This is a genomic window from Ramlibacter sp. P4_H7 (assembly GCF_056400765.1).
This window is the reverse complement of sequence record NZ_JBFUKP010000001.1, coordinates 302,248-318,903: the sequence shown is the minus strand read 5'-3', so window position 1 is coordinate 318,903 and position 16,656 is coordinate 302,248. Positions and strand designations below refer to the sequence as shown.

At 68.7% G+C, this 16,656-nt stretch carries 14 protein-coding genes and 2 tRNA genes; 11 read left to right on the top strand and 5 right to left on the bottom strand.

Annotated features, from left to right (window positions below; genetic code table 11):
• The first annotated feature begins 29 nt into the window (after positions 1–29).
• Complete coding sequence (locus tag AC1DSA_RS01600; RefSeq protein WP_477885365.1) at positions 30–950, top strand: class I SAM-dependent methyltransferase; 921 nt, start codon at positions 30–32, stop codon at positions 948–950.
• 63 nt (positions 951–1,013) lie between these two features.
• Positions 1,014–1,090 (top strand) — tRNA-Ile (locus tag AC1DSA_RS01595).
• A 69-nt stretch (positions 1,091–1,159) separates the two neighbouring features.
• Here AC1DSA_RS01595 and AC1DSA_RS01590 read toward each other — a convergent pair.
• Both AC1DSA_RS01590 and AC1DSA_RS01585 read right to left on the bottom strand, forming a co-directional pair.
• Positions 1,160–1,771: an SAM-dependent methyltransferase gene (locus tag AC1DSA_RS01590; RefSeq protein ID WP_477885363.1), complete on the bottom strand. Its 612-nt coding sequence runs from the start codon at positions 1,769–1,771 to the stop codon at positions 1,160–1,162.
• A complete protein-coding gene (locus tag AC1DSA_RS01585) occupies positions 1,768–3,009 on the bottom strand; it encodes an MFS transporter (RefSeq protein WP_477885361.1) in 1,242 nt (413 codons plus the stop codon). Before AC1DSA_RS01585 ends, AC1DSA_RS01590 begins: the two co-directional genes overlap by 4 nt.
• A gap of 53 nt (positions 3,010–3,062) precedes the next feature.
• Here AC1DSA_RS01585 and AC1DSA_RS01580 point away from each other — a divergent pair, with 53 nt between their 5' ends.
• The 3 genes from AC1DSA_RS01580 (at position 3,063) to AC1DSA_RS01570 (ending at position 4,476) form a co-directional block, all read left to right on the top strand.
• Positions 3,063–3,938, top strand: coding sequence for an HTD2 family dehydratase (locus tag AC1DSA_RS01580; protein WP_477885359.1), 876 nt, complete (start codon positions 3,063–3,065; stop codon positions 3,936–3,938).
• A 99-nt stretch (positions 3,939–4,037) separates the two neighbouring features.
• Positions 4,038–4,114, top strand: a tRNA-Arg gene (locus AC1DSA_RS01575).
• Positions 4,115–4,245: 131 nt separating this feature from the next.
• Positions 4,246–4,476: a YodC family protein gene (locus AC1DSA_RS01570; protein ID WP_477885357.1), complete on the top strand. Its 231-nt coding sequence runs from the start codon at positions 4,246–4,248 to the stop codon at positions 4,474–4,476.
• A 39-nt stretch (positions 4,477–4,515) separates the two neighbouring features.
• On the opposite strand, the gene AC1DSA_RS01565 is transcribed toward AC1DSA_RS01570, so the two are convergent.
• Positions 4,516–5,493 carry a Bug family tripartite tricarboxylate transporter substrate binding protein gene (locus AC1DSA_RS01565; RefSeq protein WP_477885355.1) on the bottom strand — a complete coding sequence of 326 codons (978 nt, stop codon included), beginning with the start codon at positions 5,491–5,493 and terminating at the stop codon, positions 4,516–4,518.
• 188 nt (positions 5,494–5,681) lie between these two features.
• Here AC1DSA_RS01565 and treZ point away from each other — a divergent pair, with 188 nt between their 5' ends.
• Entirely contained in the window at positions 5,682–7,571 is a 1,890-nt protein-coding gene (treZ, locus tag AC1DSA_RS01560) for a malto-oligosyltrehalose trehalohydrolase (protein ID WP_477885353.1), read from the top strand.
• Positions 7,564–9,612, top strand: coding sequence for an amylo-alpha-1,6-glucosidase (locus AC1DSA_RS01555; RefSeq protein ID WP_477885351.1), 2,049 nt, complete (start codon positions 7,564–7,566; stop codon positions 9,610–9,612). The genes treZ and AC1DSA_RS01555 overlap by 8 nt, the downstream gene beginning before the upstream one ends.
• Here the strand turns inward: AC1DSA_RS01555 and AC1DSA_RS01550 are convergent.
• The gene (locus AC1DSA_RS01550) at positions 9,527–10,549 is read right to left on the bottom strand and encodes a LysR substrate-binding domain-containing protein (RefSeq protein WP_477885349.1); all 1,023 of its coding nucleotides are present in this window, start codon (positions 10,547–10,549) and stop codon (positions 9,527–9,529) included. The two genes, AC1DSA_RS01555 and AC1DSA_RS01550, sit on opposite strands and share 86 nt — an antisense overlap.
• A 174-nt stretch (positions 10,550–10,723) precedes the next feature.
• Between AC1DSA_RS01550 and AC1DSA_RS01545 the strand changes: the two genes are divergently transcribed.
• From AC1DSA_RS01545 to hpaI, 4 genes are all read left to right on the top strand, one after another.
• On the top strand, positions 10,724–11,719 hold the full coding sequence (locus AC1DSA_RS01545; RefSeq protein ID WP_477885347.1) for a Bug family tripartite tricarboxylate transporter substrate binding protein: 996 nt from the start codon (positions 10,724–10,726) through the stop codon (positions 11,717–11,719).
• Positions 11,720–11,817: 98 nt separating this feature from the next.
• Positions 11,818–13,341: a UxaA family hydrolase gene (locus AC1DSA_RS01540; RefSeq protein ID WP_477885345.1), complete on the top strand. Its 1,524-nt coding sequence runs from the start codon at positions 11,818–11,820 to the stop codon at positions 13,339–13,341.
• Positions 13,342–13,369: 28 nt separating this feature from the next.
• On the top strand, positions 13,370–14,821 hold the full coding sequence (locus tag AC1DSA_RS01535) for an NAD-dependent succinate-semialdehyde dehydrogenase (RefSeq protein ID WP_477885343.1): 1,452 nt from the start codon (positions 13,370–13,372) through the stop codon (positions 14,819–14,821).
• Complete coding sequence (hpaI, locus tag AC1DSA_RS01530) at positions 14,818–15,615, top strand: 4-hydroxy-2-oxoheptanedioate aldolase (protein WP_477885341.1); 798 nt, start codon at positions 14,818–14,820, stop codon at positions 15,613–15,615. The genes AC1DSA_RS01535 and hpaI overlap by 4 nt, the downstream gene beginning before the upstream one ends.
• 3 nt (positions 15,616–15,618) lie before the next feature.
• Here hpaI and AC1DSA_RS01525 read toward each other — a convergent pair whose 3' ends face one another.
• Positions 15,619–16,596: a Bug family tripartite tricarboxylate transporter substrate binding protein gene (locus AC1DSA_RS01525; protein WP_477885339.1), complete on the bottom strand. Its 978-nt coding sequence runs from the start codon at positions 16,594–16,596 to the stop codon at positions 15,619–15,621.
• Positions 16,597–16,656: the final 60 nt, after the last annotated feature.

Genomic DNA, 16,656 nt, shown 5'->3' with positions numbered 1-16,656 from the left:
CCAGCCTCTTCGATTGCGATTTTGTGCACGTGACGAGCGACAAGAAAAGGCAAAACGAGATGTCAAACGACGGTGCAGCTCCACAAGCCGCCCTTCAAGAACAGAAGCTTGGCGGCGTGGACGTTTATGAGAGCTACAAGCGATCACCCTACCTGTCGATCAAGCACTCCTCCTACTTCCACGCCTATTCCGAACTGTTTGCCGGGTACAAGGGGCGCGCCATCACGTTCGTGGAGGTGGGGGTGCTGAACGGCGGCTCGCTGTTCATGTGGCGAGATTATTTCGGCCCCGGGGCTCGAATCATCGGCGTGGACTTCAACCCGCTCGCCAAGAAGTGGGAGAAGGAAGGTTTTGAAATCCATATCGGCAACCAGAGCGAACCCGGTTTCTGGAGCGCGTTTTTCGACGCCGTGGGCCCTGTCGATCTGGTGCTGGATGACGGCGGGCACACGTTCGAGCAGCAGATCATCACGGTGCATTGCTGCATTCCCCACATCAATGACGGTGGCCGGATGGTCATTGAAGATACGCACACGAGTTACTTCAGGGACTTTGGCTACCCGACGAAATACTCGTTCATCGAGTGGACCAAGAAGTTGATCGACAACATCAACTCGCGCTTCCCCGCCGTCAAGGTCTCGGACCTTCCGTATAAGCAGAGCGTCCATTCGATCACGTTCTTCGAGTCCATCGTCAGCTTGAAGATCGACCGGGAGAAATGTTTCGACAGCGTGCCGACGTCCAACGGGGGCATCTCCTCTGCTGCGGAAGATTTTCGGCATCAGGGGACGGCCATGGGCAGGGTGCGCAGGCTGATCACCAACCTTGCGGGAAGGTTTCCGGCTTTGAAGAGCAGCTCGCTGTTGCGAAACGTGAAGAACCGGGCTTATGGCCTCTACGAGGCCCGCCACACGAAGAACAGATTGAAGCGGTTGGGAAAGTTCTTCTGAGCACCGAGAGGGCTCGCGCTCGATCGGGCGCCGACACCTCGCCGATCTAGAATGCCCGCAAGCGGGCCGTTAGCTCAGTTGGTCAGAGCAGGGGACTCATAATCCCTTGGTCGCTGGTTCGAGCCCAGCACGGCCTACCAACGAATTCCTTTTCAGCACGTATTTCGCGGCAATTGCGTCTTCCATGTTTGCCCCGCGTTGCTGGCCGCTCACCTGCACGCAGTGCCGGCCGCGGGGTTCGCGTCCACCGACACTTCGGCAACGCTCCCGGCGCAGGCGCTCTGCGGCACCACCCAAAGATGCACGCGGCTGGACTTCTCCAGCCCCACCTGCTTGTCGGGCACCGGCACGAGGCTGGTCTGGTCGGGTTTCCAGTCACCCAGATCCCAGTCGTGCGACACGATGCGCGTGCCGGGCTTGAGCGCCTGCAGCTTCGGGCGCAGCTGAAGGTTGACCTCGGGCAGCAGGTACATGGTGATCACGGTGGCCTTGCCCAGGTCGGTCTCGAACAGGTCCTGTTCCCGGAACTCCACCCGCTCGGCCACGCCTGCGTCGCGCGCGTGGCGCCGACTCTCCTCGACCAGCCGCGGATCGATGTCGACGCCCAGTCCGGTCGCGCCGAAGCGCTTGGCGGCCAGGATGACGATGCGGCCGTCGCCGGAGCCGAGGTCGATCACGTGGTCTCCGGGGCCGACCTTCGCCAATCGCAGCATTTCCAGCGTGACGTTGTCGGGGGAAGTGATGAAGGGCACTTCCTCTCCTGCCTGCGCGTGCGCAGCGGTCGCGGCCAGCAGCAGGACGGCGGCGATGGCGCGCTTCACGAACCTGCCTTTGCCATCAGCGTGAAGCCCTTGCGCGGCAACTGCAGCGCCACGATGCCGGCGGTGATCAGCAGCCCGCCGGCCATGCCGAAGGCGAGCCAATGGGTCCCGAAACGCTCGTAGCCCCAGCCGCCCAGCCAGGAGCTGAGCATGCCGCCGACCTGGTGACCGACGTAGGCCGTTCCGTAGAGCACGCCGACCAGGCGAACGCCATAGACATCGGCGAGGATGGCCGATGACAGCGCGATGCTGCCGGCCCACACCAGCCCGCCGATCGTGGCCGCCGCATACAGCTCCCAGTGCGTGCCCACCGCGACCAGCGCGAAGAAGCCCAGCCCCCGGATGAAATAGATGGCCGCCAGGATGTTCCGGCGCGGCAGGCGGTCGGACCAGCGTCCCAGCACCAGCGTGCCGCCGATCGCCACGAAGCCGATCACGCCGATGCCCATGGAACTGGTGAAGGCGTCGAATCCGTGGTCCATCAGCATCGGCATGCCGTGGGTGCCCAGCAGGTTCATGCTGAAGCCGCAGCAGAACAAGCCGAAGAAGATCTTCCAGAACGGCGCGGTGCGCATCGCCTCCCGCAAGCTCAGGCTTTGCGGCACGGGGCCGCTGCGCGCGCGCAGCGCCGCAAAGTCCTCGGGGCTCTGGTCCGTGTGCTCCGGCGCGTCTTCGCGCATCACGAACAGGGCGGCGGGCAGCGCGAACAGCAGGAAGGCCACGGCGAAGCCCACCAGCGTCGGGCGCCAGCCGAAGGTCTCGATCGAAAAGGTCAGGACCGGGGTCATCACCGCGATCCCGGCCATCGATCCCGTCGACAGGAAGAACAGCGCCATGCCGCGCCGCTGCGTGAACCACTGGCTGATCACCGGCGTCAGTGCCACCGGGCTGGTGAACGCCAGGCCGACCGACAGCAGGGCGCCGAAGGAAAGCAGGAAGGCCACTGCGTTGGCCGTGGTCACCGTCCATGCCACCGACGCCACGACGAGGGCCGTGCCGACCAGCAGCACGAAGCGGGTGCCGAGGCGAGCGATCAGGTGGCCGGCCAGCGGCATTGCCAGCCCATAGACCAGCATGCCCACCGCGACGATCGTCGACAGCAGGCTGCGGCTGAAGCCCAGGTCTTGCGCCATCGGCAGGAAGAACGGCCCGAAGCTGAGCCGCAAGCCCGATGAAAGCAGGGTGAGCACGGCCGCCGCCGCCACGATGTTCCAGCCGAAGTACCAGCGCGCAGCCATGCGCGCATCATATGCAAGCGCCGCTCGCCGCCGGGGGCTGGTCTAATCGCCGCATGGAGCCATCGACCCCCCTCACCCCCGAACTCCTGGCGCAATTGCGTGGCTGGGAGGGCCGCAGCGAGACGCTGCACGACACCATCACCGCGGCGCCGGTGCGCAACATGTCCGCCACGCTGGACCGGGACGATCCGGCGCCGGCCGCGGGCACCGAGCTGCCCCCCCTGTGGCACTGGCTGTACTTCCTCCCGAGCGCACGACAAAGCGAGATCGGTCCAGACGGCCATCCCAGGCGCGGCGGGTTCCTGCCGCCGGTGCCGTTGCCGCGTCGCATGTGGGCCGGAGGGCGGCTGCAGTGGCATGCGCCGCTGCGCGTGGGCGAACCGGTCCAGCGCGTCTCGCGCATCGTGTCGGTGTCGCACAAGTCGGGACGCTCGGGCGATCTGGTGTTCGTGTTGGTGCGCCACGAGGTGGGCAACGCCGAAGGGATGGCGCTCAGCGAAGAGCACGACATCGTGTACCGGGCGGCCGCCCAGCCGGGCGATCCGGCGCCGCCGCCGCAAGCCGCGCCGGCAGATGCCGTGTGGTCGCGCGAGATCGTGCCGGACGACGTGCTGCTGTTCCGTTATTCCGCGCTCACCTTCAACGGTCACCGCATCCACTACGACCGCCGCTACGTGACCGAGGTCGAAGGCTATCCGGGACTCATCGTGCACGGGCCGCTCATTGCCACGCTGCTGGTCGACCTGGCGCGACGCCAGCGTCCGGACCCGGCACTGCGCAGCTTCAGCTTCCGTGCCGTGCGGCCCACCTTCGACCTGCACCCGTTCCGGCTCAACGGAGTTCCCTCCGCGGACGGCCGTGGGGCGCAACTCTGGGCGCAGGACCACGAAGGCTGGCTCACCATGCAGGCGGAAGCCCAGTTCGCCTGACGCGACCCGCAGCTCCGGGTCTTCTTGGCCGGCACCTCCCCGGCCCATGCAGCCGGGTGCCGGAAGGCCCTCGCAAGTGCTGCTATAATTCGCGGCTTCGCGGCTGTAGCTCAGTTGGATAGAGTACTTGGCTACGAACCAAGGGGTCGTGGGTTCGAATCCTGCCAGCCGCACCACTCTCGAGGGGCCATGCCGAAAGGCATGGCCCCTTTCTTTCGTGCGCACCCCGCCCTGTGGGCGTCGTCCTACCTCCCCTGTGGCAATGCACGCGTTCGCGCCGTCGGCGACCGTCCCGATAATGGCTTTGGTGAGAGTCCAGCAATTCGAAGCAGGCGACGTGGTCCGCCTGAGGGCCGGTGGTCCGCCGATGGTGGTGCGGGCGACGAGCCGCGACACCGCCTACTGCCAGTGGTACGCAGGGGTCGATCTGCACCAGGGGACGTTCCTCTTCACGTCACTGCGCGACGTCGGCCGCGAGCGGCGTGCCGCAGAGAGTTCCGTTCCCGCCCCGTCTCCCTGGCCCGAAGCGTCCCACTGAGCGCCGTGGCGTCGACCTGGCGCCGCCAGCCTCCGGGACTCAATCGGCGTTGATCTTCTGCGCCGTGATCAGCCGTCCCCAGCCGGTCGACTCCTGGGCGAGGGTTCCGGCAAGCTGAATCGCGGATACATAAGAGGGGATCGCCCCTTGCTGCGCCGCCGCCTGCACGAGATCGGGACTCTCCAGCACGCCGCGCACGGCTTCGTTGAGACGTTCGATCACCGCCGGCGGTGTCCCCCCGGGTGCCATCAGCATCAACCGGGGCGCGACGTCGAACCCGGGCAGGGCATCGGCCATGGCGGGCACGTTCTCGGCGCCGGCCAGTTTGCCGGTGCTCATCATCGCGATCGGCCGGACCTTGCCCGCGCGCGCCTGCGCGAGTCCCGCCGCCGCGCTGACGACCCCGATCGGCACCTGCCCGCTGATCACGTCCGGCAGGATCTGCGCCGCACCCCGGTAGGGAATGTGGACGACGAAGGCACCGGTGCGCGCCTTGAGCATCTCGAAGCCCAGGTGGTGCACTGTGCCGACGCCGGACGTGGCGTACGCGTACTTGCCCGGGTTCGCCTTCAGCAGCGCCACCAGTTGCTTCGGGTCGGCGGCCGGCAGGTTGTTGTTCACCACGATCATCAGCGGCGCGATGAAGGTGCCCGCCACCGGCGTGAAGGCCTTCAGCGGATCGAAGTTCGCGCGCGGCTGCAGTTGGGCGGTGATCAGCATGCCGCTTTCGCCCATCAGAAGCGTGTAGCCATCCGGCGCGGAACGCGCCACGCCGTCGGCCGCGATCAGGCCCGATGCCCCCGCCCGGTTTTCCACCACCACCTGCTGCCCCAGCACCGCGGGCAGGCGCTGCGCGAGCATGCGTGCCATCGCGTCGACGCCGCCGCCGGCGGCATAGCCCACCAGCAGGCGGATCGGTCGGTTGGGGTAGCCCTGCGCGCCGGCGAGCGGCCACGCGAGGGCACAGGCCAGCGCGACGACGGCGCGCCGGCGGCATCGCCCAAGGGAAGCTTTCAAGCGGGTCTCCTGTCTTGCGGTGCGCCATGATGCCGCGCGTGGTGAGCAGCCAAGGCGCGTGATTTCCCGCGCATGGTGCTTGCGCGAACCGTCCTGCATGCATTGCGTGCGTACGCGGACACCCGCGCTCCCCATGGCCGCGCTGCCGCATTGCAGAATCGTCCTGCACCTGAGGCAGGACTGGCGCGATGCACAACACGACGACGAGGCGATTGCCCATCGGGGCGGAGTACCGGGCGGGGCAGGGGACGCACTTCCGCGTGTGGGCGCCGGCGGCCGCCGCCGTGGAGGTGCTGCTCGAAGGTGCGGACGCGCCCGACACGGTTGCATTGCGAACCGAAGAGCAGGGCTATTTCTCCGGGCTCGTGCCCCAAGCCGGGCCGGGCACGCGCTATCGCTTCCGGCTCGACGGCGGCGACGCGATTCCAGACCCGGCCTCGCGCTGGCAGCCGGAAGGGCCGCACGGACCCTCCGAGGTCGTCGCGCCCGACGCCTATCCGTGGGCCGATACGGACTGGCGCGGCGTGGGCCCACGTGGGCAGGTGCTGTACGAGATGCACATCGGGACCTTCACGCCAGAAGGCACCTACGCCGCCGCGGAGCAGCACCTCGTGTTCCTGAAGGACCTGGGCATCACCGTCCTGGAGCTGATGCCGCTGCATGAATTCGACGGACCGTTCGGCTGGGGTTACGACGGCGTCAACCTGTACGCGCCCACGCATCTCTATGGCACACCGGACGAGCTGCGCCATTTCGTCGACGCAGCGCATGCCGTGGGGCTGGCCGTGATCCTCGACGTCGTCTACAACCACTTCGGCCCCAGCGGGAACTACCTCTCCCGCTTCTCGCCCTGCTACGTCAGCACGCGCTACGAGAACGAATGGGGCGAGGCGATCAATTTCGACGGCGAGCACAGCGGCCCGGTGCGCGAGTTCTTCGCCTGCAATGCCGCGTACTGGATCGACGAATTCCATTTCGACGGCCTGCGCCTGGACGCGACCCAGTCCCTGTTCGACGCCAGCCCGGTGCACATCGTGGCGGAACTGGCGCAGCGCGCGCGCGCCGCGGCGGGGCCGCGCAGCATCTACCTCATCGCCGAGAACGAGCCGCAGCGTGCGGACCTGGTGCGGCCGCCCGGGCAGGGCGGACAGGGCCTCGACGCACTGTGGAACGACGATTTCCACCACAGCGCGATGGTCGCGGCCACGGGCCAGTCCGAGGCCTATTACAGCGAGACGCGCGGCACGCCGCAGGAGCTGATCTCCGCACTGAAATGGGGCTTCCTGTACCAGGGCCAGTACTACGCCTGGCAGAAGAAGCGGCGCGGCCAGCCGGCGTTGGACCTGCCGGCGGACCGGTTCATCCAGTTCCTGCAGAACCACGACCAGGTCGCCAACAGCGCGCGCGGCTTGCGGCTGCATGAGCTGACCACGTCCGGGCGGCTGCGCGCGCTCACGGCGCTGCTGTTGCTGACGCCTGGCACGCCGCTGCTGTTCCAGGGCCAGGAGTTCGCGGCGAGCGCGCCCTTCCTCTATTTCGCGCGCCACGAGGAAGAGCTGGACCGCCTGATCCGCAAGGGTCGGCACACATTCATGTCCCAGTTCCCCAACATCGCGAGCGAAGAAGGTGGCAAGCTTCTCGCTTCGCCCGCCGATGAAGAAACCTACCGCCGATGCAAGCTGGACCACGGGGATCGCGAACGCCATGCGCATGTCGTGCGCCTGCACAAGGACCTGCTCACGTTGCGGCGCGAGGACCCGGTCTTCGCCGCGCAGGACCGCGAGCGCATGCATGGCGCGGTCCTGGGCGCGGAGGCTTTCCTCCTGCGCTTCCTGGGCAAGGGCGGCGACGACCGCCTGCTGGTCGTGAACCTGGGCGCCTCGCTCTCGCTGGTGCCGATGTCGGAACCCTTGTTGGCTCCGCCGAGCGGAACCCGGTGGAAGCTGCTGTGGCACAGCGAGAACCCCCGCTACGGCGGCGATGGAATGATCGAACCCGACGGAGAACACAGCTGGCGCCTGCCCGCGCATGCACTGGCCGTGCTCGTTCCGTCTCCCATGGAGGACGCCGATGGCTGAAGCCATCCTGAACACCTTGCCCTGGAAGGGCCGCGACGAAAAACCGGAGCGCCTGCTCGCCCGCGAATGGCTGGTGACCAATGGACTGGGCGGCTATGCCTCCGGCTCCATCGCCGGCGTGGCCACGCGCCGCTACCACGGCCTGTTGATCGCGGCGCTGCCCACCCCGATCGGGCGCACCGTGATGCTGAGCCATCTCGGGGAATGGGTGCGCCTGCCCGACCGCCACCTGATCCGCCTGGCCGGAGAGGAAAGGCCCGGGCGTGCGCTGGAACTGCCGGAGGTGCTCACCGAATTCCGCCTGGAGATGGGCTTGCCCGTGTGGACCTACCACGTCGGGGACGCGGTGATCGAAAAGCGCATCGTGCTGCCCTACGGCCAGAACACGGTGCACCTCAACTACCGCCTCACCGGCGGCGACCATGGGGTGCGCCTGATCCTGCGGCCGCACCTGCACTTCCGAGGCCACGAGCTTCCGGTCGAAGCGGACTACGGCGAGCCCTGCCGGCTGCACGTGATGGAGCGCCGGTACGAGGTGCATTCCGAAAGCAACGCGCAGCTGCCACCCCTGCGCATGATGCTGCTCGGCCGCGATGCCCAGCTGGTGCTGGAAGGCGGCAACTTCGAGGAATTCTTCTACCGCGTCGAGGCAGCGCGCGGCTACCCCGCGCGCGGGCGCGTTTGGACGCCCGGCCGCTTTCGCGCCGAGCTGCGTCCCGGCGAAGAGTGCACGCTGGTCGCGTCGACCGAGAGCTGGGACACCATCCATGCGCTCACGCCGCAGCAGGCGTTGCAGGCCGAGCACGCCCGGCGCGAACGGCTGCTCGAACAGGCGGACCCCGTGGCGCGCACCGGCCGCGCCGCGGAGCTGGTGCTGGCCGCCGACCAGTTCATCATCGCGCCCTTCAGCCGGCAGGCGGACTCGGCCCGTGCGCTCGCCGAAGGGGACCAGGCGCGCACCGTGATCGCCGGCTACCACTGGTTCACCGACTGGGGCCGGGACACCATGATCAGTCTCGAAGGGCTCACGCTGACGACGGGGCGCCACGCCGAGGCGGGGTACATCCTGCGCACCTTCCTGCACTACGTGAAGGACGGGCTGATCCCCAACATGTTCCCCGAGGGCAAGAACGAGGGCCTGTACCACACCGCCGATGCGACGCTCTGGCTGTTCCATGCGATGGACCGCTACGTGCAGGCGACGGGGGACCGGCTGACGCTGCGCCATGCCATCCCCGTCCTCACCGACATCATCGAGCACCATCTGCGCGGAACGCGCTTCAACATCGGCGTGGACCCGCGCGACGGCCTGCTGAAACAGGGGGCGGACGGTTACCAGCTCACCTGGATGGACGCCAAGGTGGAAGGCTGGGTGGTGACGCCCCGGCGCGGCAAGGCGGTGGAGCTCAACGCCCTGTTCTACAACGCGCTGCGCCTCCTGGAACGCTGGCTGCGCGAGGAAGGCGACCAGCAGAAGGCCGGCGAGATGGCGCAGCACGCGCAGCGTGTCTACGAGAACTTCAACCGGCGTTTCTGGAATCCCAGGACGGGCTGCCTGTTCGACGTGGTCGATGGCGAGGCCGGGGACGATCCGGCGATCCGGCCGAACATGGTGTTCTCGATCTCGCTGCCTCACGCCGTGCTGGACCCCCAGCGCTGGCGCAGCGTGCTGGACGTCGCGCAACGGCTGCTGGTCACGCCCGTGGGCCTGCGCTCGCTGGCGCCGGGCCACCCCGACTACAAGCCGACCTACGACGGCGACCTGCGCGCGCGCGACGCCGCGTACCACCAGGGGACGGTGTGGGGCTGGCTGGCGGGACCGTTCGCGGACGCGTGGCTGAAGGTCAATCCGGACGACAAGGCCGGCGTCGAACACCTGATCGAGGGATTCGCCGCCCACCTGGGCGAGGCCTGCGTCGGCTCGATCAGCGAGATCTTCGACGCGCAGGAGCCGTTCACGCCCCGCGGCTGCGTCGCGCAGGCGTGGAGCGTCGCCGAGGTGCTGCGGATCCTGGTGAAGTGCCGGCACGCGATGCACTGACGCCTTCCACCTCGCGCGCCGACTGGCGCAGGCATTCCATCAGCTGCTCGGTGGTGGTGGTCAGCGGCCGGCCGCGCACCGTGATCAGACCCACAGGCGGCAGCTCCACCGGCACCGCGAGCTTGAGGATGCGCAGGGTGCCTTGGTCCTCGAAATGGCGCGCCACCGAACGCGCGAGGAACCCCGCGCCGCCACGCCCTTGCACGAAGGTGGCGAGCGCCAGGTAGGACGCCGTTTCCACCAAGTCCGTGGGCGGCTGCAGGCCGTGCCGGTGGAACTGCTGCTCCAGCTTCACGCGCAGCGAGGCCCAGGGCGGCGGCAGCACGCAAGGCAGCCGCGCGAGATCGTCCCAGGTGGGACGCGCCTTGTCGGCCAGTGCATGGCCCGCCGCCACCACCGCCACCATCGGCTCGTTGAACAGGGGCTCGGTGACGAGGTCGGGCGCGGCATAGCCCGGCTCCAGCCGGCCGACGAACACGTCGAGTTCACCCAGACGCAGCTTCGGCAGCAGCCGCGTGAGGTCGCCTTCTTCCACCAGCACCGTGGCCTGGGCCGAGCGCTGCTTGAGGTGTTCCACCGCGCGGCCGAGCAGTGTGGGCAGCGCCACCACCATGGAGCCCACACGCGTGCGGCCGGCTGCGCCGCTCTCCACCGAGGCGATCTCCTCGCGGGTGCGCTCGTACTCCGCCAGCACCGAACGCGCGAAGCGCACGATGGCGCGCCCGCTGGCGGTGGGCACGCTGCCGCGGGTGGACCGCTCGAACAGCACGAGGCCCAGCATGTTCTCCACTTCGCTGAGCATCTTGGAGACGGCCGGCTGCGTCACCGAGAGGAATTCCGCCGTGCGCCCCAGGTGGCGGAACTCGTCGAGCGCCACCACCAGTTGCAGGTGGCGCAGCTTGATGTTGGAGCGCAGGACGCGATCGATCTGGGCCAAAAAACCACCCTGCTCATTCGTTTCAGCGAATTTTCAGAGTGAATGATAACCACCGGCTCATGAAGCGATTCCGGAAATCGATTGGACGGTTATGCGCCTTGGCGGGAACATCGCCCTCCTGAGGTCCTCACGCAGAAGGACCCGCCTTCATCCACCGATTCCACGAGGACGACAATGACCGTTTCCTTCCAGGCCCGCCGCCGCAGCGTGCTGCTGGGCTCCGCCGCCGGTGCCGCCGGCCTGCTGCTGCCTGCCTGGGCGCGCGCCGACGAATTTCCTTCCCGCCCCATCAGCTTCATCTGCCCGTGGCCGGCCGGCGGCACCGCCGACGCCTCGATGCGCGCGATCTGCACGGTGGCCGGGCGCGTGCTGAAGCAGCCCGTCACGGTGGACAACCGCGCCGGTGCCGCCGGCATGATCGGCGCGAAGGCGATCGCCGCGGCCAAGCCGGACGGCTACACCATCGGCCAGATCCCGATCTCGGTGACCCGCTTTTCCCAGCTGGGCACGTTGCAGGCGGACCCGCGCAAGGACTTCACTTACCTGGCCCGCACTTCGGGCCAGACCTTCGGCATCGCGGTGCGGCCGGACTCCACTTTCAAGTCGCTCAAGGACATGGTGGCCTACGCCAAGGCCAACCCGGGCAAGGTGACCTACGCGCACGCCGGCGTCGGCGGCGCCACGCACGTGGGCATGGAAGAGTTCGCCCTGGCCGCGGGCATCCAGCTCAACGCCATTGCCTACAAGGGCGGCGCCGCCGCGCTGAACGACACGCTGGGCGGGCAGGTGGACATGCTGGCCGACTCCAGCTCGTGGGCGCCGCACGTGGAAGCGGGCAAGCTGCGCCTGCTGGCGACCTGGGGCGAGGAGCGCACGCCGCGCTTCAAGGACACGCCCACGCTCAAGGAGCTGGGCTTCAAGGTGGTGGTCGATGCGCCCAACGGCATCGGCGCCCCTGCCGGCCTGCCGGCCGACGTGGAGAAGAAGCTGCGCGAAGCCTTCCGCTTCGCCGTCAACAGCGACGAATTCAAGGCGGTGGCCGCCAGGATCGACGCGCCGCTGATGTACCTCGATGGCCCCGACTACAAGAAGTACGTGGCGCAGGTGTACGAGCGCGAGACGCAGCTGATCCAGCGGCTCAAGCTCAAGGAACTGCTGGAAAAGGGTTGAGCGATGAGCGCCGCACGGCCGCCCGAAGGCGCTCGCCCCCTCCGCTTGCGGAGGGGGGATGCGCAGCCCGCTGTGCGGGCAAGCCTGGGGGAGGGTTCATGAACACGAGTCCCCTGATCCGGCTGCACGCCGACGACAACGTGCTGGTGGCCAAGGTGCCGTTGGCGCTGGGCCAGGCGCTGCCGGAGTTCGACGTGAAGGTGCGCGCGCAGGTGCCCGCGGGGCACAAGATCGCCGCGCGCCGCATCGCCGAAGGCGAGCCCGTGCGCAAGTACAACGCCGTGATCGGCGTCGCGGCGCGCACCATCGAGGCCGGGGACTACGTGCATTCGCACAACCTCAAGCTGGTGGACTTCGACCGCGATCCGGGCTTCGGCCTCGACGTGAAGCCGGTGGACTATGTCCCGGAAGCCGAACGCGCCACCTTCATGGGCTACGTGCGCGAGGACGGCCGCGTCGGCACGCGCAACTTCATCGGCCTGCTCTCCTCGGTGAACTGCTCGGCGACCGTGATCAGCCGCATCGCCGCACATTTCACGCCCGATCGGCTGAAGGACTATCCGAACGTCGACGGCGTCGCGGCCTTTCCGCAGACCACCGGCTGCGGCATGTCCTCGCCCAGCCCTCACTTCGACCTGCTGCGCCGCACGCTGGCCGGCTATGCGCGCCATCCGAACATGGCGGGCGTGCTGATCGTCGGTCTGGGTTGCGAGCGCAACCAGGTCGCCGACCTGGTGGGCTCCCAGGGCCTGCAGCAGGGCCGCCTGCTGCGCACGATGGTGATGCAGGAAGTGGGCGGCACGCAGGAAACCATCGAGGCGGGCATCCGCGCGGTGGAAGCCATGCTGCCCATCGCCAACGCCTGCCGCCGCCAGCGGGTGAGCGCAAGCCACATCAAGATCGGCCTGGAGTGCGGCGGCTCCGATGGCTTCTCCGGCATCACGGCCAATCCCGCGCTGGGCGCGGCCATGGACCTGCTGGTGCGGCACGGCGGCACCGCCATCCTGTCGGAGACGCCGGAGATCCATGGCGTCGAGTACATGCTCACGCGGCGCGCCGTCACTCCGGAAGTCGGCCAGAAGCTGCTGGACCGCCTGGCCTGGTGGGAGCAGTACACGCGCGGCCACAACGGGCAGTTCAATGGCGTGGTGGGCCCCGGCAACCAGGCCGGCGGACTGGCGAACATCTTCGAGAAGTCGCTGGGCTCGGCCATGAAGGGCGGCACCACGCCGCTGCAGGCGGTGTACGAATACGCCGAGCCCATCGAGCAGAACGGCTTCGTGTTCATGGACTCGCCCGGCTACGACCCGGTGGCGGTCACCGGACAGATCGCGAGCGGCGCCAACCTGATCTGCTTCACCACCGGCCGCGGTTCGATGTTCGGCTCCAAGCCCGCGCCGACGATCAAGCTGGCGACCAACAGTCCCATGTTCCACAAGCTGGAGAACGACATGGACATCAACTGCGGCGCCATCCTCGACGGCGAGGTGGACGTGGACGGAATGGGTCAGCGCATCTTCGACGCCATCCTGCGCCACGCCTCGGGCGAGCAGACCAAGAGCGAAGTGCTGGGACTGGGCGACAACGAATTCGTCCCCTGGCACCTGGGCATCGTGAGTTGATGCCAGCCAAGCCAAGCCAAACCAGCCCATGACCCTCTTCACCCGAAACTTCATCGGCGGCCGATGGCTTGCCGCGCAGGACGCACGGGAGTTCCCCGTCGCCGATCCCGCGACGCTGGAAACCCTCGCCCATGTCCCTGACAGCGGTGCCGCCGATGCGCGCGCGGCGCTCGAGGCCGCGCACGCCGCCTTTCCGGCCTGGCGCGAACGCACCGGCCGCGAGCGTGCGCAGCTGCTGAAGAAATGGAACGACCTGATCGTCGCGCACCAGGAGGACCTGGCGAAGATCATTTCCGCGGAGCAGGGCAAGCCGCTGGCCGAGGCGCGGGGCGAGGTGCTGTACGGCGCCTCGTACGTCGAGTGGTTCGCGGAGGAAGCGACGCGCACGCATGGCGACCTGATCCCCGAGCCCGTGCGCGGCAAGAAGCTGATGGCGGTGAAGGAGCCGGTCGGCGTGGTCGCGGCCATCACGCCGTGGAACTTTCCGCTGGCGATGATCGCGCGCAAGCTGGCGCCCGCGCTGGCCGCCGGCTGCACCGTGGTCGCCAAGCCTGCGGAAGACACGCCGCTCACGGCCCTGGCGCTGGTGGCGCTGGCGGAAGAGGCGGGCTTTCCCGCCGGCACCATCAACATCGTGAGCGCTTCGCGCGAGCGCACGCCCGAGGTCGTCGACGTCTGGCTGGCCGATGCGCGCGTGCGCAAGATCACCTTCACCGGCTCGACCCCGGTGGGCAAGCACCTGGCGCGCGCCTCGGCGGACACGCTCAAGAAGCTGTCGCTGGAGCTGGGCGGCAACGCGCCCTTCCTCGTGTTCGAGGACGCGGAGCTGGATGCGGCGGTCGAAGGCCTGATGGTCTCCAAGTTCCGCAACGGCGGCCAGACCTGCGTCTGCCCCAACCGGGTGTTCGTGCACGAGAAAGTGCATGCCGCATTCGTGGACAAGCTGGCCGCGCGCGTCGGCGCGCTGCGCGTGGGGCCTGCCACCGATCCCGCGTCGCAGATCGGCCCCATGATCAACGCCCGCGCCGTCGAGAAGATCGACCGCCATGTGAAGGACGCCATCGCCAGGGGCGCGAAGCTCGTCACCGGCGGCTACCCCGTCGCCGGCATCGGCGCCGGCCACTACTACGCGCCGACGGTGCTGGTGGGCGCGACGCCCGCGATGGAGCTCGCGCAGGAGGAGACCTTCGGCCCGGTGGTGCCGGTGTTCCGTTTCGCGAGCGAGGAGGAAGCGCTGCGCCTGGCCAACGACACGCCCTTCGGGCTGGCCGCGTACTTCTACACGCGCGACGCGGCGCGCATCTGGCGCGTGGCCGAGCGGCTGGAGACCGGCATCGTCGGCATCAACGAAGGTGCGCTGGCGGCGGAGGCCGCGCCTTTCGGCGGTGTCAAGGAATCGGGCTATGGCCGCGAAGGTTCGCGCCAGGGCCTGGACGATTACCTGCATGTGAAATACCTGTGCCAAGGAGGCCTGCGTTGAATCCCGGCAATCCGTTCAAGAAGGCGCTCGCGGCAAGGCAGCCCCAGGTGGGCCTGTGGCTGTCCATGGCGGATCCCTACCTGGCCGAGGTCAGTGCTACCGCCGGCTTCGACTGGCTGCTGGTGGATGGCGAGCACGCGCCCAACGACCTGCGCAGCACGTTGTCGGCACTGCAGGCGATCGCCCCGTACCGCTCGCAGCCGGTGGTGCGCGCGGTGGCCGGCGAGGTCGCGTTGGTCAAGCAGTTGCTGGACATCGGCGCGCAGAACCTGCTGATCCCGATGGTGGATACGCCGGAGCAGGCACGCCGGCTGGTCTCGGCCACACGCTATCCGCCCGGTGGCATCCGGGGCGTCGGCAGCGCGGTGGGCCGCGCCTCGCGCTGGAGCCAGCGCGGCGACTACCTCGACGTCGCCGACGACGAGGTCTGCCTGCTGGTGCAGGCGGAGACCGTCACGTCGCTGCAGAACCTGGAGGCGATCTGCGCGGTGGATGGCGTCGACGGTGTCTTCATCGGGCCCGCCGACCTGTCGGCCTCGCTCGGCCACCGCGGCAAGCCGGGGCACCCGGAAGTGCAGCGCGCCATCGAGGACGCAATCACCCGCATCGTCCAGTGCGGCAAGTCCGCCGGCATCCTCACCTCCGATCACGCGTTGGCGCGCCGCTACCTGGAGCTGGGCGCCACCTTCGTCGCGACCGGGGTGGACGTGCTGCTGTACGCCAACTCCGCGCGCAAGCTGGCGGCGGAATTCGAGCGCGGCCCGGCCGTCGCGCGGCCTGGCGCGGCCTACTAGCGGCTACTGCGGGTTGAGCCCCGCCTCCTTCGCCGCCCTGGCCCAGATCTCCAGCTGCTCGCGCAGCAGCTGCGCCAGCTCGTCCGGCGAAGAGGACTGCGGCTGGAAGGCGACCCGTTCCAGCTGGTCGCGCACCTCCGGCTGCGCCAGCGCGCGCACCAGCGCGCGGGCCAGGCGGTCCACGACTTCCCTGGGCATGCGGGCCGGTCCGAAGATCCCTGCCCACGGTGTCATCGGAATGGCAGCGGCCCCCGCTTCCGGCAGCGTCGGCACCTCGGGCACCAGTGCGGCGCGCTCGGGCAGCAGGGTCGCCAGCACGCGCAGCTTGCCCTCCTTGACGTGCGGCAGCAGCGTGCCGGTGGCGATCGCCATCTGCACCCGCCCGGCCAGCAGGTCCAGCGCCAGCGGCGCGTCGCCCTTGTAGGGCACGTGCACCAGTTCCACCTTGGCCTGCTGCGCGAGCCGGGCGGTGGCGACGATGCTGGTGCTGTTGCCCGACCCGTAGGCGAGCTTGCCGGGGTTCGCCCGGGCGTAGTCCAGCAGCTGGGCGAGCGTGCGCGCCGGCGTCGCGTCGTTCACGAACACGAAGAAGCCGAAATTGCCGACCTTGCCCACCGGCGTGAAGTCGGCGACCGGGTTGTAGGGAACGACCTTGTGCAGGACGGGCGCGGCATTGAAGGCCGTGTTGGTGGCCAGCAGCAGGGTGTAGCCATCCGGGGGCGCCGCCATCACCGCTTCCCCGGCGATCATCCCGTCGGCGCCACCCTTGTTCTCCACCACCACCGGTTGCCCCAGGCCCTGGCCCAGCGCCTGCGCCACCGAGCGGGCGACCACGTCCGCGCTGCCCCCCGGCGGGAACGGCACCACCAGGCGGATCGGTTTGTTCGGGTATTGCGCGAAGGCGGAGCCGGCGAGCAGGCTGGCACCGATGAGCAAGACGCGCAGCCAGCGCGCGAGCAGGGCAGAACCGGATGAAGGCATGCTGCGCTCCTTTCCCGACACGGCACGCACGTTGCGCCCGCGCCGGCCGCGGTGTCAAGC

Bases quoted from the DNA above. Each gene is read 5' to 3' on its own strand.
- AC1DSA_RS01585 (WP_477885361.1), bottom strand. From the start codon at position 3,009: ATGGCTGCGCGCTGGTACTTCGGCTGGAACATCGTGGCGGCGGCGGCC.
- AC1DSA_RS01580 (WP_477885359.1), top strand. From the start codon at position 3,063: ATGGAGCCATCGACCCCCCTCACCCCCGAACTCCTGGCGCAATTGCGT.
- treZ (WP_477885353.1), top strand. From the start codon at position 5,682: ATGCACAACACGACGACGAGGCGATTGCCCATCGGGGCGGAGTACCGG.
- AC1DSA_RS01555 (WP_477885351.1), top strand. From the start codon at position 7,564: ATGGCTGAAGCCATCCTGAACACCTTGCCCTGGAAGGGCCGCGACGAA.
- AC1DSA_RS01545 (WP_477885347.1), top strand. From the start codon at position 10,724: ATGACCGTTTCCTTCCAGGCCCGCCGCCGCAGCGTGCTGCTGGGCTCC.
- AC1DSA_RS01540 (WP_477885345.1), top strand. From the start codon at position 11,818: ATGAACACGAGTCCCCTGATCCGGCTGCACGCCGACGACAACGTGCTG.
- AC1DSA_RS01535 (WP_477885343.1), top strand. From the start codon at position 13,370: ATGACCCTCTTCACCCGAAACTTCATCGGCGGCCGATGGCTTGCCGCG.
- AC1DSA_RS01525 (WP_477885339.1), bottom strand. From the start codon at position 16,596: ATGCCTTCATCCGGTTCTGCCCTGCTCGCGCGCTGGCTGCGCGTCTTG.